Here is a 13,270-nt window from a genome sequence, read left to right as displayed (position 1 = left end):
CTTTGGATTATAGCGTTAGTTGATCCCATGTAAAATAGATTCTAAGAATATTTTATGAGGGATCAAACACTAACATAACTGATCCTTATAAGGCGCGAACGATCCGTTTCACTAAAGCCGGACCTTCATAGATAAAGCCGGTATACACTTGCAGTAGATCAGCACCGCCATCAAGCTTTTCCTTGGCGGCTTCGGCACTGTCAATGCCACCGACACCGATAATAGGTAAACGCCCTTGCGATAACCGTTTGATCTCTTTAATAACCTCTAGAGACTTAGCCCGCACCGGACGTCCTGATAGTCCGCCAGCCTCATCGGCATATTGCAAACCCGCGACAGCGCTGCGCTCTAAGGTGGTATTAGTCGCAATGACCCCGTCAATGTGGTTGTTCAATAACGATTGGGTGACCTGCTCGACTTGAACACTGCCTAAATCCGGTGCAACTTTGACCAGCATCGGGACTTGTTTATGGTGTTTGGCTGCCAAGTCGAGCTGTTCATTTTTCAAACTCGACAACAAGTCATCGAGCGCTTCGCCGTATTGCAAGTCACGCAGCCCTGGGGTATTTGGCGAAGAGATGTTAACGGTTATATACGAGGCATGTTCAAAGACTTTGCGCATGCAATGGATATAGTCGTCCTTGCCCTGCTCATTAGGCGTGTCTTTGTTTTTACCTATGTTGATCCCTAAGATGCCATCATAATTGGCGGATTTAACATTCGCCACTAAGTTATCAACGCCTTTATTGTTGAACCCCATACGGTTGATCACCGCATGTTGCTCTGGCAAACGGAAAATGCGCGGCTTGTCATTTCCTTGCTGAGGTCGCGGAGTTACCGTACCTACCTCAATAAAACCAAATCCCATCTGGGCGAAGGCTTCAATGCATTCGGCGTTTTTATCTAATCCAGCCGCCAACCCCACGGGGTTTTTAAATTCAAGGCCGAGGAAATTAACTGGTTTGTCTGGAACTGACTGGGACCACGCCATGGATAAGGGCGTGTTGGCATAGCGACTTAAATTAGACAATGCGAAGTCATGCGCCCACTCAGCGTCTTTAGTGAACATAAACCGACGCGCTAAATCATAAAACATGGAACCCCCAAAAAAATACCCCAGACAAAAGCTGGGGTATTCTACAGAGTTTTACTGCTTTTTAACAGCGGCGCTTACGCCCGTTGATCACAGTTGTGTGCAAGCAACATCAATTCCCGCAGTGCTACTGAGAACTTGGCAAAGTCATGGCTTTGCGAAGTCTTAAATTCGCTAAGCATTTGTTGCCAGCGATGCAATACAGCATTGTTTGCTTCCATCCACGCGTCAATTTGCGCATCCACATCTTGCTCTTTGTCATCGAAGCTACGCAGTACCACATCGGTTAATGTGCGTTGCTGCCAATCGAGCTCCTCGCGATAAGAAGCACGCGCCAAGGCTTGCCAATGATTTTGCACTGGCTGATGAGTGATTTGCGTTAAGAACCAGTGCAAGCCCATGCGCGCACCCAGCTTGAAGTAGGTGTTTGACACCAAGGCTGTGTTGCGCTCGGTTTGCGCGGCCACTTCGGCCAAGTCCATGGTGGAGAACAAGCTCGATAGTGACACAATACGCATCGCCAATTGAGCGGGAACGCCTTGATCGGCCAGGCTCTTGGCGTTTTCGCGGATTTGCTCGCTCTCATCACTTACCATGTAGCTGTGCAAGTTATCCGTCAAGTCTTTAAAACAAGGCGCAAAATGAGCAATGGTTTGCTCAATAGTCCATGCTTTATTACGGTGACGTAAGAACCAACGTGTTACTCGGCGTACAGTACGACGTAGCTGATACAGCATTTCTGTTTGCACTTCAGCATCTATCTTATTATCGAGCGCTTCGATTTCCGACCAGGTCTGCGGCATATCGAAAATCTCGCGAGCAATGGAGTAACATAAGGCGATTTCAGCGTCTGATGCGCCCGTTTCTTCGTGCATACGCACCATGAAGTTTAAGCCCATGTCGTTGACGATGTTATTGGCCAACTTAGTAGCAATAATTTCGCCACGCAACGGGTGGTTATCCATGGCTGAATTGAACCGCTCACGCAGTGGTACAGGGAACGACTGGACCAGCAGCTGACGGTAGTACGGGTTCTCAGTGATCTCATCGGTGACTAAGGTCTCTTTGAGCACCATTTTCGCATAAGACACCAACACTGACAGCTCTGGACGAGTCAAATCTTTACCCGCAGCAGCGCGCTCAGCAAGCTCTTCGTCAGTAGGTAAGAACTCAATAGCACGATCGAGCTTACCGTCTTTTTCAAGCGCGTGGATAAAGCGGATCTTCTCTTTTAATGTCGATGCGCCCTTAGATTGTGTCACGGAGATAGTGTGAGTCTGGCGGTAGCAATCCTGTAGTACTAGCTCTGACACCTCATCGGTCATCGCGTACAACAGCTCGTCACGTTGCTTTTTAGTGAGCTCTCCTTCACCCACTAAGGAGTTCAGTAGGATCTTGATGTTCACTTCGTTATCAGAACACGCCACACCGCCCACGTTATCGATAAAGTCAGTATTAATACGCCCACCTTTGGCCGCAAATTCAATACGACCAAGTTGAGTAGCACCTAAGTTACCGCCCTCACCGAAGATTTTAGCGCCCAGTTCACCGCCGTTGATACGCAATGCATCATTTGCACGGTCGCCAACATCTGAGTCTGTCTCAGACTTAGCCTTCACATAGGTGCCAATACCGCCATTCCACAACAAGTCGACTGGCATCTTCAGGAGCGCTTTGATTAGCTCATTAGGCGTCATCGCCGCTTTCTTAGTACCCACCATCTTCTTGATTTCAGGCGTTAAGGTAATCGACTTAGCACTGCGGGCAAAGATACCACCGCCTTTGGAGATGAGTTCACTGTTATAGTCTTCCCAGCTCGAGCGCGGTAATTCAAACAAGCGCTTACGCTCGTCCCAAGATGTTGCAGCATCAGGGTTCGGGTCGATGAAAATATGCATGTGGTTAAAAGCCGCCTGCAGACGGGTATGCTTCGAGAGCAACATGCCGTTGCCGAATACGTCACCGGCCATATCACCAATGGCAACCGCTGTGAAATCGTTGTTCTGGCAATCAATACCAATTTCGCGGAAATGACGTTTAACAGACTCCCACGCGCCTTTTGCGGTAATCCCCATCTTCTTGTGGTCATAACCAATCGAGCCACCGGAAGCAAAGGCATCACCTAGCCAGAAGTCATATTCGCCAGCGATCCCGTTGGCAATATCAGAGAAGGTGGCGGTGCCTTTATCGGCGGCGACTACTAAGTACGGATCATCTTCGTCATGACGTGTGACATTCTCCGGCGGAACAATGTCGCCATGTACGATGTTATCGGTGATATCAAGCAAACCACGGATAAAGATTTTGTAGCACTCTTGCCCTTCTTTAAAGAAGGCTTCACGCTCACTTGGCAGTTGCTTACAAACAAAACCACCTTTTGAGCCAACAGGCACAATCACGGTGTTCTTAACCTGCTGCGCTTTTACAAGGCCCAAAACCTCGGTACGGAAATCTTCACGACGGTCTGACCAACGCAATCCGCCCCGCGCTACTTTACCGCCGCGAAGGTGAACGCCTTCAACGCGTGGTGAGTAGACGAAAATTTCAAACGCCGGCAGTGGCAATGGCATCTCTGGAATCAAGCTTGGCTTGACCTTGAAAGAGATATACGACTTGAATACGCCGGTGTCGTCTTTCTGATAATAGTTAGTGCGCAGCGTGGCGTTGATCATATCAACGTACAAGCGAATGATGCGGTCATCATCAAGGTTGGCAACGTTCTCGAGCGATTCATACACCTGAGCAACGAGCTTCTCCAAGGCTTTTTCGCTGCCTGGTGCTTTCACTGAGAACTTTTTCGCAAACAGCTTCACGATTTGTGTCGCAATATCTGGATAGTTAGCGAAGGTGCTCTCAATGTAAGTCTGCGAGAACGTCACTCCGATTTGGCGCATGTACTTGGCATAAGCACGCAAAATCGACGCTTCGCGGCCCGTTAAGCCACCATTGAGCACTAAACGGTTAAAGCCGTCGTTTTCCAGGCGGTTATTCCATACATCGGTGAGCGCTTTTTGGAAACGCGCAGATACTTTGTCAAAGTCAGCGATCTCTTTGTTGTCGAGCAACATTGAGAAGTCCATAATCCAGTTCACTTGGCCGTCTGAGGTTTTCACTGCATACGGCGTTTCACCGATAACGCGTAAGCCAAAGTTTTCTAACATCGGCATCACGTCAGACAAATGAATAGGCTCGTCTTTGTGGAACAACGACAAACGAACAATATTCGAGCTCACTTCCTCTTGTGGGCGGTAGAACAACATCTCTAGTTTGTTGTCGTCATTGAGCAGCTCAAGCTTTTCAATATCAACCACTGCGGCACTTGGCAACACTTGGTCTTTATATGAGCTGGCGAAGGCGTTGGCATATTTACGGTTTAATTCATTACCGCGCGCTTCGCCATTGCTGCCTAATAGCGCTGATTGTAGTTTATCTTCCCAAGTACGGGCTGCTTCTACTAAATTATTTTCGATTTCTTTCACGTCGTAATCTACGTCACTGTTGTTAACTCGCACAATATAGTGGGTACGAGCAAGGCTGGACTCGGAGAAATAGGTGGTAAAGCTGACTTTCTCATCGGAGCCAAAGGCATCAGCAAGAATTTGCTGCGTTTCACGGCGCAGTGCAGTGTTATAACGCTCACGTGGCACATACACCATGCACGAGAAAAAGCGTCCGTAAGTGTCTTTGCGCACAAACAGGCGGCACATGTCGCGCTCTTGAATATGTAAAACCCCCATGGCTACATCCAGTAGCTCTTGTTCGCGGGCTTGTACTAGCTCATCACGAGGATAGGTTTCGAGAATATTAAGGACCGCTTTGTAGGCGTGGGTGCCCTCGGCAAAGTCGCTCATCTCTAAAACACGACGAATTTTCGACTTCAACACGGGCACATCGGCCGCACTGTTGTTGTAGAAACTGGATGAGAACAAGCCAATAAAGCGGTCCTCGCCAATGACGTTGCCGTCTTTATCAAAGCGCTTCACACCGATGTAATCGATGTGTGCAGGGCGATGCACTCGCGATACCGAATTGGTTTTCGTTAATACCAACAAATTATTGCTGCGTGCTTCTTTGCGTGCGATTTCTGGCATATTAGAAAGTAACCGCACTTGCTCTTCGTCAGAGTTCTTCATTAACCCTAGACTTGTGCCTTTCACACCACTGAGCTGATGATCACCTTTTACCGGCTTAAGTTCGTATTGACGATAGCCCATCAAGGTAAAGTTATCGCTGGCCAGCCACTCTAGAAATTCAACCGTTTCGTTTAATTCGGTTTTATCGACATTGTGTGGACGCTTAGGGAGATCGTTAATTACATCCAGCAACTGTTGACGAATGGGTTGCCAATCTTCAACAGCCACCGACACATCATTAAGCACAGAATCAAGCTCTTCTTTAAACGCTTTAATTTCCGCGTCATCGGTCTGGCGATCGATTTCAATAAAGAACACGGTTTTAGTCGAGCTCGACTCTTGTTCCGCTTTTAAGTTTGAGAGATTAGTAATAGTGCCATCTTTATCGCGCTGAATTTTTAATGGCGTATGCAGTAATAAGTGAGAAGCGATGTTCGCGCGGTTAAGTGCCATGCGAACGGAGTCAACGAGAAACGGCATATCTTTAGCAATGATCTCGACAATGGTATGCGAGGACTGCCAGCCGTGCTTAGCAACTTCGGGATTGAATACGCGGATAACAGCATCATCGCCTTTTTTACTCTCTAACGAGTTCCAAAGGCTCAACGCTGCGCCGTAGAGGTCACTGTCGTTTCGGTGTGTCAGATCTTCATTCGACATGTTGCGATAAAGCGCCTTGGCGAATTTGTCGACCAGTGACACTTTGTCTGCGTGAACTTTGCTTTGAATAAGCTTGCTGACGTTATTAAGAATAACGGAAGCGTGACCATCATTTTGTGTCATTGTGTGTTCCTTAATCTATACCGCCTTGTGAACGGGTGACTGAATAGCGTGGAGTCAGTTAAATTCTAACGCTTTTGCAGCTAATAAAAAGCCTTTTCGATGAAATCAGACCAATGATTTCAGCATGTTGGCATTCTATTCACAAAATATAGATAGAAATGGCCGGTTAAGGCCATTTCTGTACACAAGTATTCACATTATTTTTTCTGGTCAGACCAGAGGAAGGCACCAATTGCTGGCAAAATGAGCACTGCACCGAGCATATTCACCAAGAACATGAAGGTCAGCAAGATGCCCATATCAACCTGGAACTTCAATGCAGAGAAGATCCATGTGCTCACTCCCACTGCCAAGGTGATACCAGTAAAGAGCACGGCACTGCCCCGCTCTGCTAGTGCATTTCGATACGCTTCACTTAAGTGCACGCCTTGTTTGAGCTGAGTCATCATCGACGAGAGAATGTAAATACCATAGTCGACACCGATACCCACCCCCAGTGCTATGACAGGTAAGGTCGACACCGTTAGGCCTATTTCCAGCCCCACCATCAGCGCCTGCGCCAACGTTGAGACAATATATAGCGGCAACACCACGGCGATAGTGGCGCGCAGCGAGCGGAAGCTCAATAAACACAATACGATCACCGCACCGTAGACGTACAGCATCATCGGCGTTTGCGCTTTCGATACCGATTCATTCGTTGCCGCCATCACCCCAATTGGTCCGGATGCCAGTCGGAATGACACTTTGTCTGTGCCAAATTCAGCAACGTATTCTTTCACTGCGGCCACTACTCGCTCTATGCTCTCGGCCTTGTGATCTTCCATAAAGATGATCACTGGCATCACCGAGCAATCGCCATTAAGAAGACCTGAACTGGTTTCCACCCGTGAAGTTGCTTGCACGAGAGAAGCGCTATTGCGTGGTAGCGTTTGCCACTTCAAATTGCCTTCGTTGTAACCAGCATTCACGGCTTTAGCGACACTGGCTAGAGAAACACTGCTTTGCACCCCAGGGATATTATCCATACGCCATTGGAATTGGCTGATACGGTCCATCACTTCGTGCTCGGTACAAGCTGCTGGGTAGGCTTCGACAATCACTTTTAAGATATCGACAGATATACTGTAGCGATCAGAGATGAGGAAGGTGTCTTGGTTGTAACGCGCCTCCTCGTGCAGCGCCGGTGCCCCAGCGTGTAAATCGCCTATGCGCATGTTTTGTGACTGCCAGTAGCCAAATGCAAACAACACAGCGGTGCAAATTAAAATAGCCGTCGCATTTTTTTTGTTAGTAGTGGCAACCAACAATTCACGGAGCTTAAATAGCGCGTTCTTATTGGCATTGTCGGCTTCTAGTACCGCGAGCTTCGAAAAGGTCAGATAAGACGCTATCACAGGCAACAGAAGCAGGTTAGTGAAGATGATCACCGCCACACCTAAACTGGCTGTAATCGCCAACTCGCGAATAATACCGATGTCTATCGCCAGCAAGGTTAAGAAGCCCACCGTATCCGATAGCAAAGCAATGCCGCCGGGGATCAGTAAGGCTTTAAAGCTTGATTGCGCAGCGGTTTTAGCATCGCTGCCTAACTGCACTTTCTTGGCAATGCCGTTGATCATCTGCACACCGTGGCTCACGCCAATAGCAAATACCAAGAACGGCACTAAAATCGACATTGGATCAAGGCCAAAGCCAAGTGTTGATAGCAGCCCCATTTGCCAAACCACAGCAATAATAGAGCAGCCTATTGGCAGCAGTGTGAGCTTAAAGCTTTTACAAAACAGCCAGACCATCACCAAGGTAATTGCGATGGCAATAGCGAAGAAAAGAACCACGTCTTTGGCACCCTCAGCAATATCACCGGCCATTTTTGCAAAGCCGATAATATGGATGCTGACGTTATCAGTGCTTAAAGGAGTGCGAATTTTACTCTCTAATTGCTCTGCAATATCAAGAGTGTCGAGCTTTTCACCGGTTTGAGGGTCAAACTCCATAAGCTGAGCGCTGACCATGGCACAGGAATAGTCCGAGGCCACCATGCGCCCTACAACTTTGGCCTTTTCAATATTTTCTTTTACTCGTGCAAGGCCTGCTTTGTCGGCACTGAAGTTAGCAGGAATAATAGGGCCACCGCTGAATCCATCTTCAACCACCTCAACAAAGCGCGCGCTTGGAGAGTAAATTGAATTAACCAGGGGGCGGTTAACCCCAGGGATGAAATACAGTTGGTCGTGTACTGCTTTTAATTGGGTAAAAAATTCCGGGTTAAAAATATCGCCACGCGCATCACACACGGAAATGAGAATGCCGTTGGCGCCACCAAACTGCTTCTCGTGTTTGGTATACACCTTCATGTATTGGTGATTAAGCGGGATATTCTTATTGAACGACGCATCTAATTGCAGTTTAGTCGCCTGCCACGCCAAGGCCACGGTGGCGATAATAAAGGCCAAGATCACCCACATGCGATGGCGGAATAAACTGCGCTCTAATAATTCCACTAAAGTTTGCATGATTAGTTTAACTCCTTGGTTTGAATGCCCGCTTCCGTTGCTAGAATCAACTTACCAGCAAACTCCGCACCATCCATCACGGCTTTACCATCAGCGCGTTGACGCGCCTTGAGCTGGTTCTGTTGCATGTTTTCTAAGCGGTAAATCACAGCGGAGTTACCAAAAATATACACCCCACCCTTGTTGCTCTCGACGATGCTGTTCATGGTTGCTTGCTCTTGCGTACGCAGTGCTTGCCACTGGCCGCTATCGCCTTGTTTAAATGCATTACCGCGTAAACCGGCAACCAGTATTTCGCCTTCGACCTCAGCAATATCGAAAAAGGAGCCATGATATATCTCCTGTTCCCGTTGCCAGCTTTGACCCTGGCTGGTGCTGTGCGCTATCAGTCCCATTTCACCTGCAATGTAAAGCCCTTTGGAAGTCTCAGCAATGCGGTTAAAGTGCGGCAAGATGGAGCTAGTTTCTATCTCATAACCTTCTGGGTCGTTGACCTTCAAATCATTGAGGTAGTCCCTATCTTCGGGGTAAAGAAGGCTATCTAAAAAGCGTTTAGTCCAGTTTTGGCCACCATCTTTGGTCTCGAAGTACATTCCATAGGCACCGACAGCAACGCCGTTTTGCTTATCGAAAAAGTGAATATCCAAGCACGGTTTATCAAGATCAGGACGATACTGCAGTAACTGCCAGCTGGCGCCGCCATCGGTGGTGCCTAAGATGCTGGCATCGTGACCACATGCCCAGCCTTGTTGATTATCAATAAAGAACACCGCTGTCAGCAGGGTATCAATAGGAGTGGTGGCCTGCTGCCATTGCTCGCCATCATCGCTGTATACAATGGTGCCATGTTGGCCAACGGCGATAACGCGTGATTCTGTGGTGGTGATATCGGTAAATAACGTGCGCGTGGCACTGTCAGCCTGATAAGCCGGTTGTGGTGTCTCTTGTTGCGCGCTGACGCCAAGGGGCAAAAGCAACACCGCCCAAAGCAAGTACTTCATATCTAATTGAGCCTATAGAGGGTTAACGTGAGAGCCTCAGGCCTGCAGCAGCAGACCTGAGGAGTTCCGAGGAGATTAACGGCGCCCTTCGCGACGAAGTGCATTAGATGTAAACTCGTTGTCTTGGAACGACTCAGAGAAGTCGTACATTTTCTCTTGGTTATCTAAGCCAATAGCCAAGTAACGACGTGAGTTTAGGTCGTGATAAACATCCAACGTACTCCAGTGCGTTGGTACTTCGTAATAGTTCACACCGTGGGCCATGGCTACACGATACATTTGGTCGCGGTTATCGTATAAATCGGCGACCGAAATCTGCCAGCTGTCCTCATCGATGTAAAACACGCGTTTCTTGTAAATGTGGCGAGTGCCTTCTTTAAGCGTCGCTTCAACCACCCAGACGCGGTGTTTTTCGTAACGCACATGTTCTGGATTAACGTGACCAGGCTTAAGAATGTCATCGTACTCTAGCTCATCGCTATGCAATTTATAGCTGTTATACGGAATGTACATTTCTTTTTTACCTTTGAGTTCCCAGTTATAACGGTTCGGTGAGCCGTTGAACATGTCGAAGTCATCGGTAGTACGCAAGTTATCAGACGCTGTTCCCGGTGCATCGTATGCAACATTAGGGGCACGGCGAACACGGCGTTGACCGGTGTTATACGTCCATGCTTGGCGTGGCGTGAGGATTTGGTCCATGGTTTCGTGCACTAACAACGCGGTGCCTGCAAGGCGCGCTGGCTCGGTGACACGCTGTTTAAATTTAAACAGAATATTCGACTCTTGCAGCTGCTCCGGTGTGGCCTCTGGATCCGAGTACTTCACTAACAACTGCTCATCAAAACCAATCAGGTTGTACGAACCCGAGGCTGTTGGCATGGCTTGACCACCATAACGAGCAATCGATAAACCACGGTAGCGCAACAAGTGGTTCCACACCGCCTCTAAGCCGTTTTCCGGAATTGGAAATGGCACACCGATAGCGGTGTTTTTGATGCCGTTACCGCCTTCAATCAACTCCGCTTCAGTGGCGTACTTCTTCGTTGCATCGTAATAAAACTGCGGGAAAGATGCACTACGGCGAGTCGGATAGATATGCATTTTGAAGGTGTCAGGGTACGCCTCAAATAAGGCTATCTGACCCGGACTCAAGAATTCCTTGTGCTGTTCCAAGTTCGACTTATCAATGGTGACAAGGACCTGATCATCTGCATAAGGGTCAGGGTGATGCATCCCTTGCTCATAATTCTCTGGAGCTTTAGTAATACCACCATCCCAAGCAGGGATAGAGCCATCTTCATTACCTGCTTTAAGTGCACCAATAGGTGTCAAATCCGCGCCCAGGCGTTCAGCCTGCTCGGGTGTTATTTTTGCCTGTACTGCAGAAGTGGCAAAGATGCCACAAAAGGCTGCTGCAATGAGGGTAGGTTTAGTTAACATGCGTGTACCCTTTTAAATTGAATATTTAATATTAAACGACACAAAGTCTCGGTCTGAGAAGTTATTCGTCGCACCACCGCCCCAGAAAGAGCTATAGCCTACGTCGAAAGACCAAGTATTTTGATAATTAAAGTTCAGGTTAATCCCCAACGATTTTCTATCTTCAATAAACAAGTACATTGGGTCAGGTGTAATGCCATTGACGTCGTGGGAGAATACGAACTTAGGTGAAAAGTTTACGCCTGAGAAGAGATTGAAGTAATCCCCCTTGGCAATAAGACGATATCCCCACGCCGAAGCCGTTGGGAATGGATTTGTTTCTGGGCCATTGGATAACGCCATTTGCAACGCAGTGTAGTCAGCCGCAGGTCCTTGAATGACGCCACTGCGTCCAGTCCCCGCCACATTCAAACGCAGCTCATCGTACTCTGGCATGTTATTAACACGCACCCCGCCGACTTCACCAACAACGGCCCAGCTGTCAGCACCGAGATAAGGGCCAAACAGGTGTGTGGCGGTGAATTGTAGCTGTGCCGTGTTGCGCAAGATATAACCCTGTGCCGTTTCACCTGGGCCTACAACCGACGTCGCATCGCCTGGGCTCAACTGTGAAATACCCGCAAATTCTGGACGTAACCCGGCAACAGCTAGTTGCTCTGGCATACCGGCATAAAGAAGCTCGACGTCATCCACTTGCAGTGGTTCATCCTGACGAAACGCAAATTCGCCTGAGAATGCGGTCTCGCCTAACGCCGTGTTAAAGCTCAAGCCATACAGTTTAATGTCCTCTGGATAGGCTAATACCGCTTTGGTAAACGCTTGCAGATCGGTGACGTTGTCTTCTGTGATTTCCGTCGTCGCCAACATCGCTAGATCATCGCCAATGGCAGTAAAGTCCGATACTTGTCCAGAGATAACTGGGCGGCGGCTATGATAATTAATGTAGTAAAGCGCTACTTCAGTATCATTAAAGTCAGGCATAAACATACCTAGGCGCAAACCATACTGGCCGCCATCATCGGGCTCAGTCTTACCTTTGTGACCTTTGCCTTTAAGTGCCACCTTAGTGGGGTATGCCAAGTACATATTAGCCAGTAACTGTTGCCCCGCTGCTGAATTAGGGTCAATACCCTGCGCCGCTGCGGCCATCTGCCAATCACTGCCAAGGTTGTTGAGGCTCTCGGTTAAAAAGGCAAGGTCAATATCTGGGTTGGAGGTGAAACCTAACTGTACGTTTTGGTTAAAACCGTTTTCCGAGGCAAAGTCGTTGGTCGAGAAATAACTTCCCGATGCTGGTAGACGAGTTTCATGCCACTCGTACTGATAGAAACCTTCCAGATAGATGTTATCGGTAATACCTAGTGAGGCCCATAACATGCCGACGGGAATAAAGGCTTCTTTTACTTCAGCACCCGGTGCCTTCAGACGGTCGATATCTACAGGGTTAACATTGATACCATGTGATATCAGGGTACTTTCACCCCAGTTTACAACTTGTTGACCTAAACGCACAGAGAGCGGGTTGCGACCTTCATTGAAATCAAAATCGGCCCAAATGAAGGCATCAAGCAAACGAAAATCAGCACAGACTTGCTCTTTGGTTTCGTCATAGTCACAGGGATCAACCTGCTCCCCTGAGGTAGGGTTGGTGTAAGCAAAGTCACCATCCATCAAAGCGAAATCATAAAAATACATGAAGCGCGAGAAGAAACCGTACATGTCGCCATTGATGGCTAACTCATGTGTGCCCTTTAGCTGCTGTGAAAAGGTATCGCCACTATCAAAGTTTAAGTTACCCGCATCACCATTATTAGAGTAAGCGCCAGGTTGGGCCCACACATCTGCAGATGAATAGATTGGATTCAAAGCGGCGTTATAACCGGTCCAGTCAAAGCGTGGATGGTTACTTTTACCTATGTTGGCGTCGAAGTTTCTATCTTCCGTACGAATGCTTTGTCCGTATGAAAATGTCGAGTCGAAGTTAACATCGAAGTCCCCGACTGTAAAACTGGCACTGTGTGCGGCGCTACTCATGCCGAGCATCGCTCCCCCTACACAGAGCGCTAAACGATGCTTAGCAAATAGTGGCTGTCTTATCATTGTTGCTTCCCCCCTTTGCGCGGGTAATTAAGATCAAGTTATTGTTTTTAGTGTAGTCTTATACATTAGAAAGGATACGCGAAATTTACAAACAATCTAGATTAATGGCCCGTAATAAGCGTTAATTTTCCTTTATCTGCGCTAATGGTATGACATCCTACCACTATTTTTATACATGACAATAACGTTAACGACAAATGC

General features: G+C 48.0%; 6 protein-coding genes. All 6 read right to left on the bottom strand.

Annotated elements, in window-relative coordinates; all coding sequences use genetic code 11:
• Positions 1-85: 85 nt before the first annotated feature.
• Positions 86-1,096 carry a quinone-dependent dihydroorotate dehydrogenase gene (pyrD, locus tag MHM95_RS00775; protein WP_239383934.1) on the bottom strand — a complete coding sequence of 337 codons (1,011 nt, stop codon included), beginning with the start codon at positions 1,094-1,096 and terminating at the stop codon, positions 86-88.
• A gap of 74 nt (positions 1,097-1,170) precedes the next feature.
• Positions 1,171-6,009, bottom strand: a complete 4,839-nt coding sequence (locus MHM95_RS00770) for an NAD-glutamate dehydrogenase (RefSeq protein WP_022943966.1) — start codon at positions 6,007-6,009, stop codon at positions 1,171-1,173.
• 197 nt (positions 6,010-6,206) lie between these two features.
• Positions 6,207-8,525 carry an MMPL family transporter gene (locus MHM95_RS00765; RefSeq protein WP_239383933.1) on the bottom strand — a complete coding sequence of 773 codons (2,319 nt, stop codon included), beginning with the start codon at positions 8,523-8,525 and terminating at the stop codon, positions 6,207-6,209.
• A 2-nt stretch (positions 8,526-8,527) separates the two neighbouring features.
• Positions 8,528-9,526 carry a YCF48-related protein gene (locus tag MHM95_RS00760; RefSeq protein ID WP_239383932.1) on the bottom strand — a complete coding sequence of 333 codons (999 nt, stop codon included), beginning with the start codon at positions 9,524-9,526 and terminating at the stop codon, positions 8,528-8,530.
• Between the two features lie 75 nt (positions 9,527-9,601).
• The gene (locus MHM95_RS00755) at positions 9,602-10,969 is read right to left on the bottom strand and encodes a DUF1329 domain-containing protein (RefSeq protein WP_022943969.1); all 1,368 of its coding nucleotides are present in this window, start codon (positions 10,967-10,969) and stop codon (positions 9,602-9,604) included.
• A 12-nt stretch (positions 10,970-10,981) separates the two neighbouring features.
• Positions 10,982-13,069 (bottom strand): DUF1302 domain-containing protein, encoded by a 2,088-nt coding sequence (locus MHM95_RS00750; protein WP_022943970.1) that lies wholly within the window; start codon positions 13,067-13,069, stop codon positions 10,982-10,984.
• Positions 13,070-13,270 lie beyond the last annotated feature (201 nt).

Origin of the sequence: Pseudoalteromonas sp. CnMc7-15, from assembly GCF_022347925.1 — a bacterium.
GTDB classification, from domain to species: domain Bacteria; phylum Pseudomonadota; class Gammaproteobacteria; order Enterobacterales; family Alteromonadaceae; genus Pseudoalteromonas; species Pseudoalteromonas ruthenica.
Note: the sequence above shows the minus strand (reverse complement) of the source record. Positions and strands in the feature narration are given on the sequence as shown.